The sequence below is a fragment of the uncultured Thalassospira sp. genome (assembly GCF_963976115.1).
GTDB lineage: Bacteria > Pseudomonadota > Alphaproteobacteria > Rhodospirillales > Thalassospiraceae > Thalassospira.
The window spans coordinates 16,249-38,749 of record NZ_CAXBJJ010000004.1; the positions used below are offsets into that span (position 1 = coordinate 16,249).

Genomic DNA, 22,501 nt, shown 5'->3' on the forward strand with positions numbered 1-22,501 from the left:
AAAAAAGCGATCAACCAACCAGATCGGCGGGGTCGCCCTATATTATTGGTATGACCAATAATGCCCTTAACCAACCGCGTGATGCAATGCCCTGCCCCAATTTTTCGCAAGCTGATCTAAAATCCGCTGTCATCGGCAATAACACGCGCAAAAAAAGGCGAAGGACATTGATCCTTCGCCTCTGGATATTTAAAGCCTGCACTGAATGAACAACAGAAATGTTGTCGCCCATGCATCGTGGCAAAACCAAAACAGCACCGTGTTTAGAGCGTTTCGGCGTTATAGGCGCGGGCCGTTTCGTTTAGAATGCGCAGCTGATCGGCATCGCTGCCGTTTTCAAAGGCATCGCGAAATGCGATGCACAGGGCGACATAACGCTTTGCCTGGTCTTCGGCAGTTTTGCGCGACAGCGGCTGGTCACGATAGGCATCGATAAACCGGTTCGCAATCATGCCCAGCAACAAAAACGGTGCCGCATCGCCGGTCTGTTCGGTGATGGCAAGGGCGGCAATCCGGCTGCATTCTTCATAGGCCTGAACGCCAAGGGCATCGCCCTGCATTACAGTGATCAATTTCTCATACATGTTGGTATCCCTTCTCAAAGACTAATTTCCATCGCGCCGCCGTGCTGGCCTGACCATTCAAGGGGATTGGTCAGGAAGGCTTCGACCTCGTCGAGGGTTTTTGGATCAAAATAATTCTGGGCCTTGCAGACAGCCAGGACATCCCACCATGTTGCCAGCCAATGCAGCTCCAGGCCGTGTTCCTTCAGCTTTTCGCGCGTTTGCGGGAAAATATCGTAATAAAAAATAACCAGTGTATCGGTCACATTGGCCCCGGCGCGGCGCAGGGCTTCGCAGAAATTAATCTTGCTGCCGCCATCGGTTGTCAGGTCTTCGACCAACAAAACATTGGCCCCTTCGATGATGTCGCCTTCGATCTGCGCGTCGCGGCCAAACCCCTTGGGTTTTTTACGCACATATTGCATCGGCAAAACAAGTTTATCGGCAAGCCACGCCGCAAACGGAATGCCCGCCGTTTCGCCGCCCGCAACGGCCTGAAATTTCTGAAAACCAGCCGTTCGCAAAATTTGTGATGCGGCAAAATCCATCAGGGTCATCCGGATGCGCGGATAGGAAATCAGTTTGCGACAATCGATATAGACCGGGCTGGCCAGCCCTGATGTAAAGGTAAACGGTTTGTCGGCGCGAAAATGCACGGCGTCTATCTCAAGAAGCATCTTGGCCGTCATTTCTGCCATCAGGGCACGTTCGGGAAAGGCATTGGAAAACATGTCAGGACCTCGTCTTGGTTGCGGCTTCGCCCGGGTCTGCCCGATATGTCCGATCAGGATGCCAATAAAGCGCAAATCCCGGATCAAACACAGTCAGCATACCTTCGCCGGTGTCTATTTTCGCCGACACGTCAAACGGCATCGTCTTTTTAACCAGTCGAATACGTTCTTCATTTGGCGCCAGCCGATAAAAGGCTGCGCCATTCAATGACGCAAAAGCCTCTAGCTGGTCAAGCCCGCCTTCTTCCTCGAAGACATGAGCCAGGCAAGAAAGCGTATTTGGAGCGGTAAACATGCCTGCACACCCACACGCACTTTCTTTGCGGCCATCAGGATGCGGGGCTGAGTCGGTACCAAGGAAAAACTTCCCGTTCCCCGCCACCGCTGCCCGGCGCAACGCCCCCCGGTGCTTTTCGCGTTTGGCCACCGGCAAACAATAATAATGCGGGCGAATACCGCCGACCAGCATGGCATTGCGATTGATCACAAGGTGGTGCGGTGTAAGGGTTGCGGCAATGTTTTCGCCACTTTCCCATACATATTGAACGCCTTCCTCGGTTGTGATGTGTTCCATCACAATACGCAATTCCGGCACCCGTTCGCACAAACGGCGCAAAACCCGGTCAATAAATACGGCTTCGCGGTCAAAAATATCAATATCGGGGTCGGTGACTTCGCCATGCACACATAACGGAATACCCAACAGCGCCATGCGTTCCAAAACCGGCATCACATGGTCAATATCGCGCACCCCCCGGTCCGAATTGGTGGTCGCCCCGGCCGGATACAGCTTTATGGCCGAAATCAACCCTGTTTCAAAGGCGCAGGCAACGTCGTCAGGGTCGGTGGTTTCGGTAAGGTACAGCGTCATTAACGGCGTAAAATCGTGCCCGTCTGGCACGGCTGCCACGATACGGTCCCGGTAGGCGCGCGCATCCTGTGACGTTGTAACGGGCGGCACCAGATTGGGCATAATGATCGCGCGGCGAAAATTGGCACTGCTGTGCGGCAGGGCCGCGCGCAACATGGCACCATCGCGCACATGCAAATGCCAGTCATCGGGTCGCCGCAGGATCAATTCGCCGGTGGTCATGCCGCACCGTCGTCAAACGTCAGATAGTCATACAAGACCGAACTGGCGGCCATGAAATCATCCATTTCCATGGCTTCATGCGGGTTATGCGACCCGTTACGGTTCCGAATGAAAATCATGCCGGTGGGCACGCCATTATTGGCAAATACCGCCGCATCATGACCCGCCCCACTGGGCATAACATAATCTTCGTAACCCAACCGGCGCATCGCGGCTGAAATTCCCGCAACAATATCGGCATCGCACAAGGCCGGGGCAACGCTGAGTTCGTCGTCCATCTCAAAGCGGATTTTGCGGTTACGTTCGACAATCCGCATATGGGCGCGCAACAGGTCACGCATGGAATCCAGCGTTTCAACATCCTGGCTGCGCACATCAAGGCTAAATGAAATGCTATCAGGAATGCGGGCAATGGCATGTTTTTGCGGGTCCGTGCCCACAACACCGCTGGTCAGCACCAGATCATCGCCCTTTTGCAGGATCGTGTCCCAGTCATCATCAAGCCGGGTAAACAGATCGGCCATTGCCAAAACCGGGTCCCGGCGATAGGCACGCGGCACCGCACCGGAATGACCCGCTTCACCAATACAGGTAATCGCCTTGTGGCGGATATTTCCGCGAATGCCCGATACATTGGCAACCGGTAAATCCTTGTTCACCAAGAGCGGGCCTTGTTCGATATGCACTTCGACATAAGCGAGAAGGCGGCTCGGATCGAACAGTTTTTGCCCGGCTTTAACGGGTTTCATGTCAATACCGCTATCGGCCATATGGGCCGATAGCGGGCGCTGATCGCCCTTGTGAAGTGCGCCAAGTTCATTTGCGCCTAACAGGCCAAACAAGGCCTTTGAGCCGATATAACACGGGCCGTACCATGCACTTTCTTCGCCGCGAAGGGCTATGACTTTAACCGGACGGGCAAATTTCCGCCCTTCTTCGCGTGCACGAACCAGGCAGATCAACCCGGCAAGGATACCGGCAAGGCCATCGAAATTTCCGCCATTGGGCACGCTGTCGGCATGTGAGCCGACAAGAACGTATTTTTCGGCATTGCGGTCTTCGGGTAAGGAAAACAGGGCATTGGCAGCGGCGTCAAATTCAACTTCCAGCCCGTTTTTGCGGGCAAAGTCGATCAGGAAATTGATGGTTTCGGTTTCAATTTCCGAATAGGCCGGGCGGCTGACACCTTGTGTATCTGCGGTACGGGTGGCGATTTGGGCAAACAAACCGGCAACCCTGTCGCAATCCTTTTGGGCAAAGCTGGACGGTATGGTGGTGCGGTTGCTCATGGTGCAGCCTCCATAAAAACAACGGTGTCGGCGGCTTCTTCATCGCGCACACTGCCAATCAGATCGCGGACCGAAGCAATGTTTTGCGCGTTGAGATAATCTTCAAGCTCGGCAATCATGCGAACCATCGCCGTTGGATGAATAAAGGTTGCCGTGCCGACCTGAACGGCCGAGGCCCCGGCAATCAGATATTCCAGAACATCATCGGTGGTTGAAATGCCCCCGCAACCAATAACGGGAATATCAACCGCCTTGGCACATTGATAGGCCATGCGCAACGCAATCGGCTTTAACGACGGGCCTGAAAGACCGCCCATCAAATTGCCCAGGCGCGGTTTGCGCGAATGAATGTCGATTGACATCGACAGCATGGTGTTGGCAACCACCAGGGCATCGGCACCACCTTCTTCGGCGGCACGGGCCACGTCGGATGTTTCACCGGTATTGGGGGTCAGTTTCGCCCACAAAGGAAGATCGGTTGCCGCACGCAGCTTACGCATAACGTCTAGCGTCGAGGCAGGCCGCATGGCAAAGGCCTTGCCGTCTTCCTCGATATTGGGGCACGAAATATTGACTTCGATCGCGGCAACACCTGGCACGCTGACTTCTTCGCACAGACGGGCAAATTCATCGACCGTATTGCCCGAAATGCTGACCACCAGCGGGCTGTTATAGGCCTGATAGAACGGCACGGCATTGGCAATAAAATGCCCGACCCCTTTGCTGGGGATACCGATTGAATTTAGCATCGACCCCGATACCTCGCAAACGCGCGGTGTCGGGTTGCCTTGCCGTATCCCCCGGGTGATGGTTTTGGTCACCAAGGCACCCAACAGGTTCAAATCAAAAACATTAACCAGATCTTCCGAAAATGTGCCCGAGGCCGGCATAATCGGGTTTTTCAAGGTCAGATCACCGATCTTGACAGAAAGATCTACCATCCCATTGCCTCCTGCAATTCAAAGACAGGGCCTTCTTTGCATACCCGTTTATGCACAATGCCGCCTTCCGCCCGAAACGAGCGCACACAGCACTGACACATCCCAAGCCCGCAGGCCATTTGCTGTTCCAGGGCGATCTGGCCCGGAATGTCGTGGGTGGCACCAATATCCTGCAACAGTTTAAGCAACCGGTTCGATCCGCAGGTATAAAAGGCATCGACACGCTGATCGGCAATGAGTTGTTCGATCAAGGTGCGCAGATGGGCAAGATCGGACGTTCCTTCACTGTCGGTAACCGTCATCACGTCGGCACCCAGATCGCGGAAATAATCAATCGACATCAACAATTGTGGCGAGCGGGCGCTGCAAATCGCGGTCAGCTTTTTACCCCGGCGCTGCGCTTCAAGGGCAAGCGGTGCCAGGGTGGCAAGACCAACCCCGCGTGCCAGCAACAAAAGATTGTCCCAGTCCTCGCGGATGTCAAAACCCTGCCCTAACGGCCCCACCACATTCAGACTTTCGCCCGGCACCAGTTCGGCCAGGGCCGCCGTACCTTCCCCTGCGATCTTATAGAGGAACTGCAATTCGCCCTTTTCCGGGAAATAGCCATAGATGCTCATGGGGCGACGCAAATAGGGCTGATGCCCGCCGCGCACCGGACACTGGATATGAAAAAACTGGCCCGGCGTACAGTCAAGGATCTCGGCGGGGGCATCAAGAACCAGCAGGCGATAGTCGTTATTGACCGGTATATTGCTTTTGACCAGGCATTCACTTTCGAATACCCGTTCGTTCGCCGGAATCATCCCCGGCGCGACATTTAAGGCTACGGTATTCATCGAACGTTTCCTTACCTGAATAAAAGGTTGGGAATGAAAAGGGAAATCTGCGGGATATACGTCACGATCCCAAGGGCAACCAGGTTGGCAACAACAAAGGGCCACACCCCGGCAATGATCCGGGTGACGGGTTTATCCAGCGTCGAGGACGCCACGAACAGATCCAGCCCAAAGGGCGGCGTAATCATACCCAGGCTGATATTCAGTGTGACGATCATGCCCAGATGTACCGGATCAATCCCCAGGCTGGTGGCAACCGGAAACAGCGGTGGCACCAAAATCAGCAGGGCGGAATTGGGGTCAATAAACATCCCGGCGATCAGGAAGCACACATTAAGGATCAGAAGAAACAGGATCGGCCCGGCGTGAATGGCGGTCAGAAACGCCGAAATCGCGGCGGGAACCTGTGCCAGGGTGACAAAAAACGACAACACCCCGCCAAATGCCAGCAAAACAAAAATAACAGCGGTTGAAATGGCACTGGCTTCGCAAACATCAACCAACTGACGAAAGCCAAGTTCGCGGTAAACCACACCCTCAACAAAAATCGCATAAACCACGCTGACGGCGGCAGCCTCGGTGGGGGTGAAAGTACCCGAATAAATCCCGCCAAGAATAATCACCGGCATCCCCAGCGCCCAACCCGCCGCCACCAGCGCATCAAGCCGCTGGCGCCAGGGAACGCGTTTTGCCGCTGTTACCTTCTGGCGCGATGCATGGATCATAACCAGAACCGCAAAGCTCAGCGCCAGAACCACACCAATGGCAAGGCCACCGGCAAACAGTTGCGCAACCGAGGTGCCGGTCATCCAGCCATAGACAATGAAAGTAATCGACGGCGGAATCAAAAGCGCGGTTTCCGCACTGGAAACAATCAGTCCCAGGCTGAATTTTTCCGAATAACCGCTTTTGCGCAATTCGGGGTAAATCATGCCGCCAAGGGCCGCAACCGTCGCCGGGGCCGACCCCGAAACCGAGCCAAACGCCATTGAACCGCCAATAACGGTATGGCCGATACCGCCACGGGTGTGGCCAACCATCGCACTGACCAGCGCCATCAAACGACGCGTGATCTGGCCCGATGCCATTAATTGCGCGGCAAACAGAAAAAACGGAATGGCGAGCAAGGTTGAATGATCAATACCGCCCAGCAGTTTTTGAACAAACACAACATCGGGAAGGCCGCCGTAAAACACTTCCTTAACCGCAAGTGTAGGCAGGCCCAGCACCAGCAGCATTTCAAACCCGAGCGCCATCAGAACGACGGTAACGCCAATAATTACGATCAGCATTATGCGGTTCCTTTTTCGATAGCGGCGTCATTGTTGGGTTTATCGGGGGTAAAGCGGTCAATCACACCAAACAGGCTTAGGCCATAACGCAACCCCAAAAGGGCAAACCCGATGGTCGGCGCCAAATAAATCCAGCCCATCTGGATATTAAGCGTCGGGCTGCGCTGGTCGGATGCAAAAACATACTGGACCATTTCGATGCCAAGTTTGGTGGTGTAAATCGAAAATAAAAGACCGGTCAGATCGATCAGGGCGAACACAAATTTGCGTTTTTTTTGCGAAAGCGCATCGCGGAAAGTGGTGACGCCAACATGGCGTTTGCGTTCCAGCGCCAGACCAAGGGCGCAAAACACCAGGAACAGATTAAGCATCTGCACCGCTTCTTCGATCCACGAGAAGTCGCTGGAATATTGCGGAGCAACTTCACGCACCACAACGCCAAGCGTAAAAAGCCCGACCATCAATAAAAAGATGGTCACCAGAAACATACGCTCGGTGGCTCTTAGAACCTTTAATAGCGTCGCCATGTGTATTCTCCCCGGCATAGATTATCGTTATTTTGCAGCCGACCGGTTTTAGAAATTAAAAACAAAAATGGCGGCATATCGGAGAAACCCCGACATGCCGCCATCCAATGATTACTTGCCTGTGGCCTTGGCATAGGCCTTTTCATAAAGGTCGATCAGTTTTTTGCCTTCATCACCCGCACGCTCGATATAAGCAGCTTTGGTGGCCGGATAGACTTCAGCACGCAGGGCAGCCCGCTCTTCGGGGGTTGCAACGCGCACATTCATGCCTTCTTTTTTCACTACTTCAAGGGCAGCGGCAACTTTGGCAGCTTTGTCCTTCACAAGGTCAGGAATGACTTCATGGAAGGTGTCAACAATGATCTTGCGATAGTTTTCCGGCATCGAATTCCAGAAAGCTTCGTTAAACAGGATCACGTCTTCCATCGCGCCATGGTCAGATATGACAAGGTTTTTCTGAACTTCGTAATATTTCATGCGTTCGATGGTATCGAGAGGGTTTTCCTCGCCATCGACAACGCCCATCTGCAACGAGGTGTAAAGCTCGCCAAACGGCAGGGCGATCGCGGATGCGCCAACGGCCTTGAACTGTTCGATCAGGATATTGGAATCCATCACCCGGAATTTCTGCCCGGCAAGTTCTTTCCAGTTGTCAATCGGCTTGTTCGAGGTCAACTGTTTAAAACCGTTCGGCCACAGGCCAATCGCAACGACGTCTTTGGATGCAAACGATGCCAGAAGTTCCTCGCCAAACGCGCTCTCGCGAATTTCTTCTGCCTGCGCAAAATCCTGCGGCATCAAATAAGGAATATCAAGAACCGAAACGGCCGCGTTAAACCCCCCCAGGAATGCGGCCGGTGCCACCGTTGCCTCAAGAACACCCAACTGGGTGCCTTCGGTCATCTGGCGCTGATTGCCAAGCTGACCTTGCGGGTAAATATCAAATTCGACTTTGCCATCGGTACGCTCGTTCACCAGTTTGGCGACTTTTTCGAGGTAGATGTTACGTGTTTGGGCAGCGGATTCGAGATGGCCAATCTTTGCCACGAAATCGGCAGCTTGTGCCGAAGCCATGGTCAGGCCCGAAAAACATAAGGCAGCAGTAAGAAATTTGACCGGTGTTGAAACTGACATTGCAGATACCCCCTGATAGGTTTTGAACAGATCAAGATTTGAACAATCATCTTCCCTGACTGATCCACAAAGTCAATAATTTTCTCAAAAAAGAGAATTTCAAAAAAATATCTTAAAAAATGAGATTTTTTGAAATTTTGTCGTATAGTTTGCCCATTCGGTATTGTGAACACAACACACGGCACAATCACATGAGTGCAGAAATGGCAGGAGAAGATATCGGCCAGCGGATCAAGGCGTTTCGCATGGGCAAAGGTATGTCACCCGAGGAACTGGCCGAACAGATCGGCGTTTCGCGCGCGGCGATCTATCGCTATGAGGCCGGTCACCCACCCAAACTTGATACGCTTGGCAAAATTGCCGACGGCCTGGGTGTTTCTCTGCCCAACCTGCTTGGCGTTGGTGTGGAATATATTGGCTCTGCGGTTAGCTTCTTTGAAAGAATGCGACAGCTTGAAGAACAGGCCGACCATATCAGCATGCTGTTTGATCCGGTATCCTATCTTCTGACCACCGACCATTTTGACGACTTATTGCCCACGGTTTTAAAAGAAAGCATCCCTGAGGATGCGACAGATAAAACAGCGGCCCTGCGTGATATTGACGCCCTGTTGAAAATACTAAAGCAACGTAAAAAGGCCTTTCGGGCACGAACCCCCAACACCGTTAGCCTGGTATGTGCAGCAGAACTGGCGCAATTCATGCGTACCGGGTTTGTTGGCACCTTTGAACCCAGCCGCGCCGACCTGGAATTTCGCCGCAAAGTTGCGCGTAACGAGATTGAAAATATTGTGCGCCTGCTACGTGACCAGCCGATTGGCACCCAGGTGGGTGTCATCGTTGATTCAATGCCCGGGGCCACCTTTCAATTGTTTAAACAGGGCACAGAAACCCGCGTTGTTGTCAGTCCGTTTCGTCTGGGGACTTTCGCCAATATCAGACTGGGCGTTGCAACGGTAAGTGCCGCCCCCGAAGCGATTGAACTTTATACCGAAATGACAAACCGCCTGTGGCGACGCAGCCTTAAGGGCGAAGAAGGTGCCGATTACATCGAGCGCGAAATTCTGGGCACGGTATAAACCACGGCGGCCCCATCGTTACCCGCAATCAGGTGGCTGAAATGCCAAGATGGTGGCGGGTAAAGGAAATCAGGCTTTGGATGTGAACCGCAACTGTTTCGCGGACTTTTTCTTCGTCATTGGCCGATAAGGCTTCGATAATCGCCAGATGCTCGGATGAGTCTGGTAACAAACGTTCCTTTAAACGGGCAATTTCAAACAATCTGGTTGTTGCGCGCAAATCGCGCAAGGTTTGCGCCATAACCTCGTTGCCACAATGATCAATGATCATATTGTGCAGGTTATCATCCGAAAACCAGTGCGAGTCGGTGTGATAGGCCGTTCCCCCCATCAGATCTTCGATCTCGCGGCGCACCGCAAGCAACTGTTTGCGCGGGATGGCGCTCATGGCCAATGCGGCGGCCTCGGGTTCGATAATTTTGCGCAGGCGTAAACTTTGCAGATATTCGCCCACATCAACACGACGCACGACATAGTTTCGGCCATCGCCTTTGCGCACCAGCCCTTCGCCCTCAAGGCGTTGCAGGGCCTCGCGAAGTGGTGTACGGGAAATCCCCAGTGTTTCGGCCAGCCGCGCCTCGACAATAATATCGCCCCCGTTCAAACGGCGATGTCTGATCATTTCGGAAACCGCCTTATAGGTCAATGTCGCCAGATTATGCGAACCGCCAGTTTCTTCGCCCCGTTCGATGATCATGGAATTTTCCTTGCTCCCCGACATGTATTTCCTTTTCAATCTATCGGTTCCACGCGGTATACCGAATATATACTATCAAGAATCCAGCATGGGTATAGATAATTGAAAGAGCGATCAAGCAGCAATCCCGGTCATGGAAGCCTTTCTGACAGCGTCTTTGCGCGCTTGTTAAAAAGCATCCTTGAGGGCCACCTGGCAGGCGGCACCATCGTGCAGGAACGTCGCCTTGCCGATCAGTTGGGCGTGTCGCGATCCCCCATGCGCGACGCCCTTGGCCGCCTTGAAGGACAGGGGCTTTTGGTGCGCAACAGCCGTGGCATCCTGACCGTGCGGGTGGTGACACTCGAGGATTACCTTAACTGCCTGAACCTGCGCTTGCTGATCGAACCAACAGCGGCCGCCCTGGCCGCCGGGCGCATGACCGACGCAGATTTAAGCAAACTCGATTCGTTTTTGACCGAGATTGAGGCGGCACCCGATGCCGAGGCCGATACCCTGTGGAATTTTGATGATGCCCTGCATCTGACGATTGGTGAAAGCAGCGGTAACCCCTTCATTGCCAAAACAATTATCGAAATGCGCCGCTATACCGCGATCTTTGAACGCCACCAGCTTTCGGGGCGTGGCAAGCCCGGTTCGGCAGACCACCGGGCCATCCTAAATGCCCTTATTGCCCATGACGCCGCAGCGGCAAAAGACGCAATGCATCAGCATTTGCACGAAATAAGACAAAAAATTCTCGAGAATTTCTAAATACTTGCACGAATTTTATGCAGATATATTTGATGCCCTTGTGCTGAGCATATTTTTTATGTATTAAAGTGGTATACCAATCGAATGCGATTGGTGGAAAATCATATAGAAACAATGTCACATACAGGGGTCATCATGCTTTCACGTCTGTTTCTTGCCACTGCCATCTGTGCGGCTGCCATTGGCGCTGGCACCTCGCCTGTTTTTGCGGCACCCTGCAGCCCGGCTGTTGCCGATGCCGACCTGATCAAGCCGGGCACGCTGGTTATGTCCACCAACCCGACCTTGCCGCCGTTGCAATTTATTGATTCGAACGGTGACCTGAAAGGGATGCGGGTTGAGCTGGGCAAAATGATTGCAGAACGCCTGTGCCTGACCCCGGAATATATCCGCATCGAATTTTCCGCGATGATCCCCGGTCTGAACGGCGGGCGTTGGGACATGATCAATACCGGCATTTTCTATAATGAAGAACGCGCCAAAATCATGGAAATGATCCCTTACGAAGATCAGGCGATCAGCATTTCGATGGCACCGGGCACGGGCACCTCTGTCAGCAAAAAAGAAGGGCTTGCTGGCAAGGTCATTGGCGTTGAAATCGGTGGCTTTGAAGAAAGCAAAACCCGTGCGATGGATGCCGAACTGAAAGCCGAAGGGCTGAAAGGTCTTGATATTCGCACGTTTGATAACTTCGCGCTGGCCTATCAGGCCTTGCGGGCCGGTCAGCTTGACGGCGTTGTCTCGATTGACGCGGTTGCCAAGGAATATGATGCCCGCGGCGATTTTGATCGCGTGTTAAGCGGCCTGTACCCGGCACCGGTTGCTTTGGCCTTTAAAAGCCGCCCGCTGGCCGAAGCTGTGCTGAAGGTGATGGACGAAATGAAAGCCGACGGCACCATTGCCAAGCTGTTTGGTGAATATGGTATCGCCGTTCCCAAGGGCGATTACGACATCAAATAACCCGATACCACCCGCCGGAAACGGGGGAACAGCGTTTCCTCCCCGCACTGTTTGCCTGTTTCCGGCATCCCGATATGGACAACACACCTGTTCACAGGCCCTGCCCCGATGTGGCTGTCTTGCCCTCACTTCCCGGAAAGCAAACGACATGGAAACTTGGAACTGGCCCGGCTTCTTCGGATATTTGTTTAATTCCTATATCCTGGGCGGTGTCGTCACAACAATCTGGCTTACAGTCGTTGCCCTGATTGGCGGTTTGGCGCTGGGTTTTATCCTCGCCCTGATGCGCCGATCACATGCACAACCGGTCAAAGTTTTTGCCCGATTTTACATCTGGCTGTTTCGCGGAACACCGCTTCTGGTTCAGTTAATTATCATCTACACCGCCCTGCCGCAGCTTGGCATCCGCTTTAGCGTGATGGAAGCCGCCCTGTTGGGCCTGGCCTTGAACGAAGCGGCCTACCTTGCCGAAATTGTGCGCGCCGGGATCGAGGCCGTGCCCGAAGGCCAAACACGGGCGGGTCGTGCCCTGGGCATGACGGAACGCAAAATCATGCACCACATTGTTATGCCCCAGGCTTTCAAGGTTATCATTCCGCCCTTGGGCAATTCAGTGAACGGCCTTTTGAAAACCACGTCCGTGACATCGGTTATTTCAATGGAAGAACTTCTGCGCCGCACCCAGGTATTGATCCAGGAAAAATTCATGGTGCTGGAACTGTTTGCCGTTGCCGCCCTTTATTACCTGGTCCTGACAACGCTTTGGGATTTTGTGCAACGCAGAATTGAAAAAAGATTTGGCCGTTCGACGGCCCATGTATCGCTTGCAGATCAACGCTGATTTTCCAGGATTTCGACAAAATGACCCCCAAGTTTCGCGGTGTTTTCACCGTTATGATTACCCCCCTTGCCAATGATGGCGCCCTGGACCTCAAGGCACTTGCCGATTTTACCGACTGGCAGATCCGCGAAGGCATTCACGGATTGATCCCGCTGGGATCCACCGGTGAATTTCTGTCGCTGTCGCAAGAAGAACGCGACGATGTGGCCCGCACAGTGATTGCAACCGCCGCCGGGCGCGTGCCGGTTCTGATCGGAACCGGTGCCGAAGACACCCGCGAAGTGGTTCGCCTTAGCAAGATTGCCCAGCAAATGGGGGCCGATGGTGTGATGGTAATACCGCCCTTTTATTCCACCCCGACCGATGACGAACTTGTGGTGCATTACCAGACCATCGCCGATGCCATTTCGATTCCGATTATGGTTTACAACAACCCGGCAACATCGAATGTCGATTTAAAACCCGAACTGGTTGCCAAGATCGCGCAAATCGATGGCTGCGATTACATCAAGGAATCAACCCTGGAAATTACCCGGGTGCGCGACATCATTCGTTTCGCCGGTAATAACATGACCGTCTTTGGCGGCATCCTTGGTTTTGAATCTTTTGTCATGGGGGCACAGGGCTGGGTGGCGGTGGCATCCAACGTGGCACCGGGGCCAATGGCACGCATTTTTGAACTGGTTGCCGATGACGGCAAAATTGACGAAGCCCGCGCGCTTTACTTGAAATGGCTGCCTGTTATTGAAGCGGTTGGCGGACAGGCCTATGTCGCCGGGACCAAATCCCTGCTGTCACATATGGGTTTTCAGGCAGGCCCGCCGCGCCCACCGCGCCTGCCCCTGCCCCAACCGCACGACCAGGCCATGAAAAAGCTGGTATCGGATTTTAACCTGACCTTCGCGGTGTAAGATAAACGCAATGCACAGCCACCCCACAAACACACCAGGCCCCGATCAGGATGCAGATGTGCAGTTCTTTTACGACGGGCAAGCGATAACCGCACAGCGCGGCCAAAGTGTCGCCGCCGCCCTGTGCGATGCGGGTATTCGCAATCTCGCACCGGCATCGGAAAAACAAGGGCGCGGTGTGTTTTGTGGCATGGGCGTTTGTAATGAATGTATTGTCACGGTTAACCATGTTTCCAGCCAGCGTTCCTGCATGACGCTGGTTGAAAACAATATGCAGGTAAGTTCGCAAGCGGCCCGGCCCGATATAAGCGCGCTTCAGACTGCCACAATCACCCCCCCACCCACCACCATTCCCGATCGTGAAACCGACATTCTTGTTGTGGGGGCGGGCCCAGCCGGGCTGGCCGCCGCAACAATGGCGGCCGGGGCGGGGGCACAGGTTATTGTGGTTGATGACCGGTCTGCTCCTGGTGGGCAATATTTCAAACAGCCTTCCTCTGGCCCGGCACAGCAACAATTCAAACATGATCCCCAAACATCGGCGGGGGCCAGGCTGATTGCGCAGGCCCGAGATGCCGGTGCGCAAATACAGGCAAAAACCGTTGTCTGGGGGGCCGAACGCCAAAGCGACGGCCGCCTTAAGGTTGGCCTTTATGGCCCCGATGGTGCATTTTACCTTTATCCCAAGGCACTTGTTATTGCGACAGGGGCCTATGAACGCCCCGACCCCGTACCGGGCTGGACATTGCCCGGTGTGATGACCACAGGGGCAGCACAAACCTTTTTGCGCAGCTATGGCACGCCCCCGGGCAAACAAATTATCATTGCGGGCAATGGCCCCTTAAACCTGCAAGTCGCATCGGAACTGTGTAAGATCGGCGCAAACATTGTTGCCGTGCTCGACGCCGCCCCGTCACCGTGGCAGCAACCGGTTAAACTGATGCGCCTGGTAAAAAGCGGGGCCAAGATGGCCGTGCACGGTGCCCGCCAAATATCTACCCTGCGCCTTGGCGGTGTGCCGGTATTATGGGACAGCCGCATCACCCATATCGTTGGCAACGAAAAGGGGGCGGTGCAATCGGTCGAGATCACCAGCCCCGAAGGCCGCCACACATTTAATGCCGACACGGTTCTGTTGGGCGGCGGATTTACATCATCAAACGAATTGTCGCGTTTGCTGGGCTGTGGGCACGATGTTGTGAACGGCCAATTGATCGCCCAACGCGATGTAACCGGCAAAACAACCCTTGATGATGTTTACAGCATTGGCGAAGCCGCACAGTTTGGCGGCGCGCATATCGCCCTTGCCCAAGGCAAACTGACCGGTGCTGCCATTGCCCAAAAACTTGGTTTTACAACCAACACAGATGGCCTGGTTGCAAAACTGAACCGGCACCGGGCCTTTCAAACTGCCCTTTGGTCGCTTTATACCGCCAATGATGTTGTTGTGACCGACCTTCCCGGTGAAACCGAAATTTGCCGGTGCGAAAAAGTTACCCTGCAAACCCTGAACGACCTTGCCAAAACCGCCTGCGATGATGTTGCCACCTTAAAAAGGCTGTCGCGCGCGGGCATGGGCCGGTGCCAGGGCCGGTATTGCAGCCATAATGTGCAAGCCATTTCAAACGCCAACCACAACAGTTATCCTACCCGGCCAAAACGCCAAACAAACGAGAAAACCGGCTTTCTCGCCCCGCAAATGCCTTTGCGCCCGGTACCCCTGGCGGCACTGGCACGCGAAAAACCCGAATGGGGCGGGCACAAACGCAGCCATTTGCCGCAAAACCCACCGCTCTATTGCGCCGACCCGCTGCCGGTATCGCACACCGAAACACTGGTAATCGGGGCCGGTATTGCCGGCATTTCGACCGCGTTATTTTTGGCCCGTGCTGGCCGCGAGGTGGTGGTCATTGACAAGGCCTATCCCAATTCCCTTGCCTCGGGCGGGAATGCGGGCAGCCTGCATGCGCAACTTTTATCATTTGATCATGGGGCGCGGGCCGAAGGGGGCGGCACCCCCGCGCAGCAAACCCTGCCGCTTCAGCGTGATTCAATCCAGTTGTGGGCCGAGTTGCAAAATGACCTGGCGGCGAATTTTGAAATGAAAATTACCGGCGGCATCATGGTGGCCGAAAACGACCGCGACATGATGTTTCTCGAAGCCAAAACCCGTGCCGAACGCAGTATGGGCGTGGACTGCCACGTTATTGGCAAGGATGACCTGTTTGCCCTTGAACCGGCCCTGTCACGCCGCTTTGTTGGCGCGGCCTATTGCCCGCAAGAAGGCAAAATCAACCCGCTGGTTGCCACCCAATGCGTGCTTGATGCTGCCAGCGCGGCAGGTGCCACTATTTTTGATCGTACCGAAGTCACCCGCATTGAAAAAACCGGCGCGTTCTTCGAGGTCACCACGTCGCGCGGCAAAATACGGGCAAAGAACATTGTGAATGCGGCAGGTGCCTATGCCGCGCGCATCGGCAACATGCTGGGGCTAGATGTGCCGGTTTTTGGGGCACCCTTGCAAATGGTCGTGACCGAGGCCGTCGCCCCGCTGATCGGCTGCCTTGTCGCCCATGCCGACCGTCACCTGACCCTGAAACAGGCCAGCAACGGCAATTTCATTATTGGCGGCGGCTGGACCGCCGGGTTGGACCCGGTGCATCAACATCCGCGCCCCCTGATCGACAGTCTGGAAGGCAATTTGTGGGTCGCCCAGCATGTTGTGCCAGCCTTGCGTAAACTTCACATCATTCGCAGTTGGGCCGCCATGAACATCAATATTGATGGTGCCCCGATTCTGGGCGAGCACCCCGACCAACCGGGCTTTTTTAATGCTGTGACGTCAAATGGCTACACACTGGGCCCCCTGGTGGGGCACATCACAGCCGCACTGGTTTCCGGCCAGGGCAGCCCGCGCGCGCTTGAACCCTTTTCGATTTCACGTTTTTCCAAAGGACAGCCATGATTGAATTAACCGACGTCAGCAAATGGTATGGCGACTATCAGGTCCTGAAAAACTGCTCCACCGGTATTGATAAAGGCGAAGTCGTTGTCATCTGCGGACCATCGGGGTCGGGCAAATCCACCCTGATCAAATGCGTCAATGCGCTGGAACCGTTTCAGCACGGTTCCATCCGCGTTGATGGCATCGAGGTGGGCGACCCGACAACCGACCTGCCCGATTTGCGCAGCCGGGTGGGCATGGTTTTTCAAAACTTTGAACTGTTTCCGCATTTAACGATCATCGACAATATCATGCTGGCCCAGCGAACGGTTTTAGGACGCAGCCCCGAACTTTCGCGCAAAAAGGCCCTTGAACTGCTTGACCGGGTGGGTTTGGCAGCACAGGCCCCGAAATATCCGCTTCAGCTTTCCGGCGGGCAGCAACAGCGCGTTGCCATTGCCCGTGCCCTGGCGATGGAACCCATGGCAATGCTGTTTGACGAACCCACATCGGCCCTGGACCCGGAAATGATTTCCGAAGTGCTAGATGTGATGACCGAGTTGGCCCGTGAAGGCATGACCATGATGGTTGTGACACACGAAATGGGATTTGCCCGCCGGGTTGCCACCCGTATGATCTTTATTGATCGCGGAGAAATTGTTGAAGATTGCCCGACAGAAGAATTCTTTGCCGGAAATCGCAACCCGCGCACCGAAGGCTTTTTAAGCAAAATTCTGGCGCACTAAGCAGAACCGACCGACCAGCAAAGAAAGGCTATTCATGAACCATTTCGATCTTGTGATCAAAAACGGTGTCGTTGCCACGGCATCGGATACATTCAAATGTGACATCGCCATCACCGACGGCAAGATCGTGCAGATGGGACAGAACCTTTCTGGCGGGGCACAGGAAATTGATGCTAGCGGGAAATATGTTCTGCCCGGTGGCATCGACAGCCATGTTCATATCTCGCAGCCCTCGGGCGAGGGTATTGTCATGGCCGATGATTTTGAAAGCGGAACCCTGTCCGCCCTTTTTGGTGGCAACACCACCATCATGCCGTTCTGCCTGCAAGAAAAGGGAACCCCGCTTCGCGAAACGCTAAAGGACTATCACGATCAGGCCGATGGGAAATGTTACACCGATGTCAGCTTTCATCTGATCATTTGCGAACCCACCAATGCGGTACTGGGGCAGGATCTTCCGGCCCTGATCGCGGATGGCTATAGCTCGCTTAAGGTTTTCATGACCTATGAAGATTTACGGCTTGATGATGCCGCCATCCTGCGCACCCTTGATGTAGCGCGCGATACCGGTGCCACCGTGATGGTTCATTGCGAAAACGAAGATGCCATCCGCTTTTTGATCGAAAAGCACGAAAAAGCGGGCGATGTTGCCCCGCGCACCCATGCCACCACCCGCCCGGTTGCGGTGGAGCGCGAAGCCACCCATCGCGCCCTGGCCCTGGCCGAAATTGTCGATGTGCCAATTGTGATTGTTCACGTTTCCAACGGCGAAGCCCGCGACGAAATATCACGCGCACGCACCCGCGGTTCAAAGGTGGTTGGCGAAACCTGCCCGCAATATCTGATGCTGACCGCCGATGATCTGGACGGGATGGACTGGGAAGGGGCAAAGTTTGTCTGTTCGCCCCCGCCGCGCGACAAAACCGCCCAGGCCGAATGCTGGCGCGGCATTGAAACCGGTGTATTTGATCTGTTTTCATCGGATCATTGCCCGTTTCGTTATGACGACCCGCAAGGCAAGCTAACGCCCAAAGGCCGCACCAGTTTCCGCCATATTCCCAACGGCATTCCCGGTGTTGAAACACGGATGCCGATCCTGTTTTCCCAAGGTGTGATGAAAGGCCGGATCGACATTAACCGTTTTGTCGCGCTGACATCGACCAATCACGCCAAAACCTATGGTCTGTATCCGCAAAAAGGCACCATCGCCATTGGTGCTGATGCCGATATTGCCATTTGGGACCCGGCAACAAAACGCACCATTCGTCACGCCGATTTGCATGACGGATCAGACTATTCCCCCTATGAAGGCCTTGAGCTGACCGGCTGGCCAACCACCGTTGTTCTGGGAGGCAAAGTTATGGTCAAGGATGGCATCCTTACTGGCAAAAAGGGCGATGGAAAGTATCGTCACGCCAACGGACATTCCGTCCCCGCCCCCGTTTGATCAGGAGAATGAAATGAAGTTAAAAGTTTACGCTGGCCCGTATGAATTCGATGCCTGGCTGGAATGCGAAAAAGCGCCGAAAACGTCGGAAGCCTTTCGCAAATTATTGCCCTATGAAGGCGACATCGTCCATGTGCGCTGGTCTGGCGAAGGGGTTTGGATTCCGCTGGGGGATTACACATTTGGGGTCGATTACGAAAACCATACCAGCCACCCGGCTCCGGGCCATATCATTTTGTATCCCGGCGGGATTAGCGAAACAGAAATCCTTCTCGCGTATGGCGGGGTCGATTTTTCGTCCAAAATGGGCCAGCTGGCAGGCAACCATTTCATTACCCTGACATCGAACCTCGATAAGCTGCCGGAACTTGGCAACGCGGTTCTGTGGAAAGGGGCGCATAAAATCCGGTTTGAAGTTGCCTGATGACAAAACCCGTTGATTGACAACAATCAGCACCGCCCGCTGACATAAGCCTGATCTTGCAGGCGATAGAGTACCAAAATTAAAGCCGCCCTGGCTAAACCGGGGCGGTTTTGTTGTAAGGTTCCTGTGCGAAATGCCACCGAAAAAAATTATCGCGAATGATCCCGAATAACCTCAATCATAGTGGCCTCAATTTGATGACCAACATTCGGCAACAAAAAACCATTGCCGCCCGTTACTAAAACTGCGTGGCTCCAGCCCCATCTGCAGCAAAGGCAACATAAAATGACAGTGATGTTGCGATACGAATTGACCGACTGACCGATTCTTCCTTGATTGCGCGCAGATGGGCTGTCTTGATCGTTATGGCAGCCCGCGCACAATTGCCGACCTGCTTGATCATAATGGTATTCGCGATACAAATTCACGATCCACCACCGGTTAGGTTCTGAGCGAAAACAATGAAACCAGCCGGGTAAATTCGGCCTGCATGGCGCGCGACATTCATGCCGTTTTCCTTGCATCCCGTCGCATGCCCAAACATGTCCGCGCTTTTCTTGACTTTCTAACCCAAAAAATGCGCACCATGGTAATACAAAAATCCGGCACCCCGCCCATAGAATAGCCCGGTTCGGGGGGCAACGATCCAGGACGCACGATTTACCAGAAATGCCCGCATCACAAAGGAACGTGGCAATGGATATTCAACGCAACGCCGTAAATGGGTCGGCCAAAGGCCCGGCAGACTATTTCACCGGTTCAGTAAGGATCGATACGCGCTTTCAGGCGCCGGACCCTGCCCGTGTTGGCGGCGCCTTCGTTACCTTTGAACCAGGCGCGCGCACGGCGTGGCATACCCATCCGCTTGGGCAAACCATCATTGTCACCAGCGGCCTTGGCTGGGCACAGCGCGCAGGCGAGCCCAAACAGGAAATTCGTCCTGGCGATGTCGTCTGGTTCGCGCCGGGTGAAAAGCACTGGCATGGCGCGTCTGACAGATCTGCCATGACGCATATCGCCATTGCCGAAACGTTAAACGGGTCTGCGGTCGACTGGCTCGAACATGTTACCGATGACGATTACCTCGCGAAGCTTGGTTAGAGTGTATTCCGTTTAGTCTGCGACTGATCACAAAATGAAGCGTTCCCCTGTTACCTTTGGAAAATGAAAAATGCAAAAGCGGTTTCTGGGAAAAAGCGGACTGGAAGTTTCCGCAATTGGCTATGGTTGCATGGGCATCAATTTTGCCTATGGCCCGGCCATGGAAGAGGATGATGCCATCACGCTTCTACGCAAGGCGCACGATCTTGGCATTACCTTTTTTGATACCGCCGAAGCCTATGGCCCCTACAGCAACGAAAAAATCGTTGGCAAGGCCCTGGCCCCGATCCGCGATCAGGTGGTGATCGCAACCAAGTTCGGCTTCAACATCGATGAAAACGGCGGACAATCGGGCATGAATAGCCGCCCGAAACACATCCGCGCGGTTGCCGAGGCATCCTTAAAACGGCTGGGAACCGACCGGATTGATCTGTTTTATCAGCACCGCGTTGACCCTGACATACCGATTGAAGAGGTTGCAGGAACCGTCAAGGACCTGATTGCCGAGGGCAAGGTAATGCATTTTGGCATGTCCGAAGCCGGTGCGCCCACCCTTCGCCGTGCCCATGGCGAACAGCCCGTTGCCGCCCTGCAAAGCGAATATTCCCTGTGGTGGCGCGAACCCGAAGATGACATTTTGCCAACACTTGATGAACTTGGGATCGGCTTTGTCCCGTTCAGCCCGTTGGGCAAGGGTTTTCTGACCGGGACGATTAACCCGGAAACCAAATTCGACGACGGCGACTTTCGCAACCTCAGCCCGCGTTTCGAGGCCGAAGCCCGTCACGCCAACCAGTCTTTGGTCGATTTGCTTGGCGTCATCGCCCGCCGTAAAGAGGCGACCCGCGCACAAATCGCCCTGGCGTGGTTGCTGGCGCAAAAACCCTGGATCGTCCCAATCCCCGGCACCACCAAACTTCACCGTCTTGAAGAAAACAACAAAGCCGACACTGTCGTCCTTGATGCTGCCGATCTTGATGAAATCGCAGCAGCCCTTTCTGAAATCGAGGTCGTCGGTGATCGTTATCCGGCACACCTGCAGCAGCAGATAAATCGATAGCTGTTCAACAGCGATGACACAGCCAAACCGGTTGGGCAAACGGCTTAATTCAACCGCCGCCCGTCATCTTTGCCGAACACATGAACATTGCCTTCCTGAATGCCAAGATGCAAGGTTGATCCGAGCGGCGCATCGAAACGATCATTCAAAGCAACCGTCATTGAGACCTTTCCAGTCTGACCATACAGATGGGTTTCTGCGCCGGTTGGTTCTATCAAATCAAGATTAAACGGGATCGTACCTGTTTCGGCATTTTGCACGATCTTCACATGCTCCGGACGGACCCCAATGGTAACACCGGCACCTGTTGGTGCCTCTATCGCGCCAGAAACCCGGACCAATGCCGTCGACGTGCGGACAAAAACCCCGTCCCCATCGCGTTCCAGAACGCCATCAAACAAATTCATCGATGGCGAGCCAATAAACGTCGCCACAAAAACATTTGCAGGGCGATCATACACTTCCAGCGGCGCGCCGATTTGTTCGATCTTCCCGTGATTCATAATTACAATGCGATCAGACATGGTCATGGCTTCCATCTGATCGTGGGTCACGTAGATCGATGTGGTGGAAAGGCGGCGTTGCAAAGCCTTGATTTCAACGCGCATCTGAACGCGCAATTTGGCATCAAGGTTCGAGAGCGGTTCATCAAACAAAAATACCTGCGGACGCCGTACAATCGCCCGCCCCATTGCCACACGTTGCCGCTGCCCGCCCGAAAGCGCCTTGGGCAACCGATCCAGATAAGGGCTCAGATTAAGAAGTTCGGCAACATCCTCGACCGCCGGACGTATTTCAGCTTTGGGTACGTTTCGCAATCGCAGGCTAAAGCCCATGTTTTCGGCAACGGTCAGATGCGGATAAAGGGCATAATTCTGAAACACCATTGCCATATCGCGGTCCTTGGGGGCCACGTCATTAATGACGCGGCCATCCACGGCGATGGTGCCATCGGTAATTTCTTCAAGACCGGCAATCATCCGAAGCAAGGTAGACTTCCCACAGCCAGACTCCCCGATCAACGACACAAATTCGCCGTCACGAACGGTTAAGTCCAGGCCGTGAAGAACTTCCACGCTGCCATAGTTTTTTTTCAATTGTGAGATGGTCAGATTGGCCATTGAAGAAC

At 54.2% G+C, this 22,501-nt stretch carries 22 protein-coding genes; 11 read left to right on the plus strand and 11 right to left on the minus strand.

Going from position 1 to position 22,501, the window contains the following annotated elements:
• Positions 1-263: 263 nt before the first annotated feature.
• The 9 genes from AAC086_RS05465 to AAC086_RS05505 form a co-directional block, all read right to left on the minus strand.
• On the minus strand, positions 264-584 hold the full coding sequence (locus AAC086_RS05465) for a hypothetical protein (RefSeq protein WP_339776281.1): 321 nt from the start codon (positions 582-584) through the stop codon (positions 264-266).
• A 14-nt stretch (positions 585-598) separates the two neighbouring features.
• On the minus strand, positions 599-1,294 hold the full coding sequence (locus AAC086_RS05470) for an orotate phosphoribosyltransferase (RefSeq protein ID WP_339776283.1): 696 nt from the start codon (positions 1,292-1,294) through the stop codon (positions 599-601).
• Between the two features lies 1 nt (position 1,295).
• Positions 1,296-2,387 (minus strand): dihydroorotase, encoded by a 1,092-nt coding sequence (gene pyrC, locus AAC086_RS05475; protein ID WP_339776286.1) that lies wholly within the window; start codon positions 2,385-2,387, stop codon positions 1,296-1,298.
• Positions 2,384-3,676: a Zn-dependent hydrolase gene (locus AAC086_RS05480; protein ID WP_339776289.1), complete on the minus strand. Its 1,293-nt coding sequence runs from the start codon at positions 3,674-3,676 to the stop codon at positions 2,384-2,386. The genes pyrC and AAC086_RS05480 overlap by 4 nt, the downstream gene beginning before the upstream one ends.
• Positions 3,673-4,617 carry a dihydroorotate dehydrogenase gene (locus AAC086_RS05485; RefSeq protein ID WP_339776292.1) on the minus strand — a complete coding sequence of 315 codons (945 nt, stop codon included), beginning with the start codon at positions 4,615-4,617 and terminating at the stop codon, positions 3,673-3,675. Before AAC086_RS05485 ends, AAC086_RS05480 begins: the two co-directional genes overlap by 4 nt.
• A complete protein-coding gene (locus AAC086_RS05490; RefSeq protein WP_339776294.1) occupies positions 4,611-5,456 on the minus strand; it encodes a dihydroorotate dehydrogenase electron transfer subunit in 846 nt (281 codons plus the stop codon). The genes AAC086_RS05485 and AAC086_RS05490 overlap by 7 nt, the downstream gene beginning before the upstream one ends.
• A gap of 11 nt (positions 5,457-5,467) precedes the next feature.
• Positions 5,468-6,748, minus strand: a complete 1,281-nt coding sequence (locus AAC086_RS05495; RefSeq protein ID WP_339776297.1) for a TRAP transporter large permease — start codon at positions 6,746-6,748, stop codon at positions 5,468-5,470.
• Positions 6,748-7,275 carry a TRAP transporter small permease gene (locus tag AAC086_RS05500; protein ID WP_339776299.1) on the minus strand — a complete coding sequence of 176 codons (528 nt, stop codon included), beginning with the start codon at positions 7,273-7,275 and terminating at the stop codon, positions 6,748-6,750. The genes AAC086_RS05495 and AAC086_RS05500 overlap by 1 nt, the downstream gene beginning before the upstream one ends.
• 111 nt (positions 7,276-7,386) lie before the next feature.
• Entirely contained in the window at positions 7,387-8,409 is a 1,023-nt protein-coding gene (locus AAC086_RS05505) for a TRAP transporter substrate-binding protein (protein WP_339776302.1), read from the minus strand.
• Between the two features lie 191 nt (positions 8,410-8,600).
• Between AAC086_RS05505 and AAC086_RS05510 the strand changes: the two genes are divergently transcribed.
• Positions 8,601-9,488, plus strand: a complete 888-nt coding sequence (locus tag AAC086_RS05510; protein ID WP_339776304.1) for a helix-turn-helix transcriptional regulator — start codon at positions 8,601-8,603, stop codon at positions 9,486-9,488.
• A 28-nt stretch (positions 9,489-9,516) separates the two neighbouring features.
• Here AAC086_RS05510 and AAC086_RS05515 read toward each other — a convergent pair whose 3' ends face one another.
• On the minus strand, positions 9,517-10,185 hold the full coding sequence (locus tag AAC086_RS05515) for a GntR family transcriptional regulator (protein WP_339776307.1): 669 nt from the start codon (positions 10,183-10,185) through the stop codon (positions 9,517-9,519).
• A 102-nt stretch (positions 10,186-10,287) separates the two neighbouring features.
• Here AAC086_RS05515 and AAC086_RS05520 point away from each other — a divergent pair, with 102 nt between their 5' ends.
• The 10 genes from AAC086_RS05520 to AAC086_RS05565 all read left to right on the plus strand — a co-directional run bounded on the left by AAC086_RS05520 (position 10,288) and on the right by AAC086_RS05565 (position 21,372).
• Complete coding sequence (locus AAC086_RS05520; RefSeq protein WP_339776310.1) at positions 10,288-10,938, plus strand: GntR family transcriptional regulator; 651 nt, start codon at positions 10,288-10,290, stop codon at positions 10,936-10,938.
• A gap of 135 nt (positions 10,939-11,073) precedes the next feature.
• Positions 11,074-11,898 carry an ABC transporter substrate-binding protein gene (locus AAC086_RS05525; RefSeq protein ID WP_339776312.1) on the plus strand — a complete coding sequence of 275 codons (825 nt, stop codon included), beginning with the start codon at positions 11,074-11,076 and terminating at the stop codon, positions 11,896-11,898.
• Between the two features lie 148 nt (positions 11,899-12,046).
• The gene (locus AAC086_RS05530; protein WP_339776314.1) at positions 12,047-12,739 is read left to right on the plus strand and encodes an amino acid ABC transporter permease; all 693 of its coding nucleotides are present in this window, start codon (positions 12,047-12,049) and stop codon (positions 12,737-12,739) included.
• A gap of 20 nt (positions 12,740-12,759) precedes the next feature.
• The gene (gene dapA / locus AAC086_RS05535) at positions 12,760-13,650 is read left to right on the plus strand and encodes a 4-hydroxy-tetrahydrodipicolinate synthase (protein ID WP_339776317.1); all 891 of its coding nucleotides are present in this window, start codon (positions 12,760-12,762) and stop codon (positions 13,648-13,650) included.
• 10 nt (positions 13,651-13,660) lie between these two features.
• Positions 13,661-16,615: an FAD-dependent oxidoreductase gene (locus tag AAC086_RS05540; RefSeq protein ID WP_339776319.1), complete on the plus strand. Its 2,955-nt coding sequence runs from the start codon at positions 13,661-13,663 to the stop codon at positions 16,613-16,615.
• Positions 16,612-17,340, plus strand: a complete 729-nt coding sequence (locus AAC086_RS05545) for an amino acid ABC transporter ATP-binding protein (protein WP_339776321.1) — start codon at positions 16,612-16,614, stop codon at positions 17,338-17,340. Before AAC086_RS05540 ends, AAC086_RS05545 begins: the two co-directional genes overlap by 4 nt.
• A gap of 34 nt (positions 17,341-17,374) precedes the next feature.
• Entirely contained in the window at positions 17,375-18,787 is a 1,413-nt protein-coding gene (gene hydA, locus AAC086_RS05550; RefSeq protein WP_339776323.1) for a dihydropyrimidinase, read from the plus strand.
• Positions 18,788-18,800: 13 nt separating this feature from the next.
• Positions 18,801-19,211 (plus strand): DUF3830 family protein, encoded by a 411-nt coding sequence (locus AAC086_RS05555; RefSeq protein ID WP_339776325.1) that lies wholly within the window; start codon positions 18,801-18,803, stop codon positions 19,209-19,211.
• A 696-nt stretch (positions 19,212-19,907) separates the two neighbouring features.
• Positions 19,908-20,312: a cupin domain-containing protein gene (locus AAC086_RS05560; protein ID WP_339776328.1), complete on the plus strand. Its 405-nt coding sequence runs from the start codon at positions 19,908-19,910 to the stop codon at positions 20,310-20,312.
• A 70-nt stretch (positions 20,313-20,382) separates the two neighbouring features.
• Positions 20,383-21,372 carry an aldo/keto reductase gene (locus AAC086_RS05565; RefSeq protein WP_339776331.1) on the plus strand — a complete coding sequence of 330 codons (990 nt, stop codon included), beginning with the start codon at positions 20,383-20,385 and terminating at the stop codon, positions 21,370-21,372.
• A 44-nt stretch (positions 21,373-21,416) separates the two neighbouring features.
• Here AAC086_RS05565 and ugpC read toward each other — a convergent pair whose 3' ends face one another.
• Entirely contained in the window at positions 21,417-22,493 is a 1,077-nt protein-coding gene (ugpC, locus tag AAC086_RS05570) for a sn-glycerol-3-phosphate ABC transporter ATP-binding protein UgpC (RefSeq protein ID WP_339776333.1), read from the minus strand.
• Positions 22,494-22,501: the final 8 nt, after the last annotated feature.

What these genes read in the sequence shown, in the direction of transcription:
- AAC086_RS05465 (WP_339776281.1), bottom strand. Translation starts at nt 584, where the DNA reads ATGTATGAGAAATTGATCACTGTAATGCAGGGCGATGCCCTTGGCGTT.
- AAC086_RS05470 (WP_339776283.1), bottom strand. Translation starts at nt 1,294, where the DNA reads ATGTTTTCCAATGCCTTTCCCGAACGTGCCCTGATGGCAGAAATGACG.
- pyrC (WP_339776286.1), bottom strand. Translation starts at nt 2,387, where the DNA reads ATGACCACCGGCGAATTGATCCTGCGGCGACCCGATGACTGGCATTTG.
- AAC086_RS05480 (WP_339776289.1), bottom strand. Translation starts at nt 3,676, where the DNA reads ATGAGCAACCGCACCACCATACCGTCCAGCTTTGCCCAAAAGGATTGC.
- AAC086_RS05485 (WP_339776292.1), bottom strand. Translation starts at nt 4,617, where the DNA reads ATGGTAGATCTTTCTGTCAAGATCGGTGATCTGACCTTGAAAAACCCG.
- AAC086_RS05490 (WP_339776294.1), bottom strand. Translation starts at nt 5,456, where the DNA reads ATGAATACCGTAGCCTTAAATGTCGCGCCGGGGATGATTCCGGCGAAC.
- AAC086_RS05495 (WP_339776297.1), bottom strand. Translation starts at nt 6,748, where the DNA reads ATGCTGATCGTAATTATTGGCGTTACCGTCGTTCTGATGGCGCTCGGG.
- AAC086_RS05500 (WP_339776299.1), bottom strand. Translation starts at nt 7,275, where the DNA reads ATGGCGACGCTATTAAAGGTTCTAAGAGCCACCGAGCGTATGTTTCTG.
- AAC086_RS05505 (WP_339776302.1), bottom strand. Translation starts at nt 8,409, where the DNA reads ATGTCAGTTTCAACACCGGTCAAATTTCTTACTGCTGCCTTATGTTTT.
- AAC086_RS05510 (WP_339776304.1), top strand. Translation starts at nt 8,601, where the DNA reads ATGAGTGCAGAAATGGCAGGAGAAGATATCGGCCAGCGGATCAAGGCG.
- AAC086_RS05515 (WP_339776307.1), bottom strand. Translation starts at nt 10,185, where the DNA reads ATGATCATCGAACGGGGCGAAGAAACTGGCGGTTCGCATAATCTGGCG.
- AAC086_RS05525 (WP_339776312.1), top strand. Translation starts at nt 11,074, where the DNA reads ATGCTTTCACGTCTGTTTCTTGCCACTGCCATCTGTGCGGCTGCCATT.
- AAC086_RS05530 (WP_339776314.1), top strand. Translation starts at nt 12,047, where the DNA reads ATGGAAACTTGGAACTGGCCCGGCTTCTTCGGATATTTGTTTAATTCC.
- dapA (WP_339776317.1), top strand. Translation starts at nt 12,760, where the DNA reads ATGACCCCCAAGTTTCGCGGTGTTTTCACCGTTATGATTACCCCCCTT.
- AAC086_RS05540 (WP_339776319.1), top strand. Translation starts at nt 13,661, where the DNA reads ATGCACAGCCACCCCACAAACACACCAGGCCCCGATCAGGATGCAGAT.
- AAC086_RS05545 (WP_339776321.1), top strand. Translation starts at nt 16,612, where the DNA reads ATGATTGAATTAACCGACGTCAGCAAATGGTATGGCGACTATCAGGTC.
- hydA (WP_339776323.1), top strand. Translation starts at nt 17,375, where the DNA reads ATGAACCATTTCGATCTTGTGATCAAAAACGGTGTCGTTGCCACGGCA.
- AAC086_RS05555 (WP_339776325.1), top strand. Translation starts at nt 18,801, where the DNA reads ATGAAGTTAAAAGTTTACGCTGGCCCGTATGAATTCGATGCCTGGCTG.
- AAC086_RS05560 (WP_339776328.1), top strand. Translation starts at nt 19,908, where the DNA reads ATGGATATTCAACGCAACGCCGTAAATGGGTCGGCCAAAGGCCCGGCA.
- AAC086_RS05565 (WP_339776331.1), top strand. Translation starts at nt 20,383, where the DNA reads ATGCAAAAGCGGTTTCTGGGAAAAAGCGGACTGGAAGTTTCCGCAATT.
- ugpC (WP_339776333.1), bottom strand. Translation starts at nt 22,493, where the DNA reads ATGGCCAATCTGACCATCTCACAATTGAAAAAAAACTATGGCAGCGTG.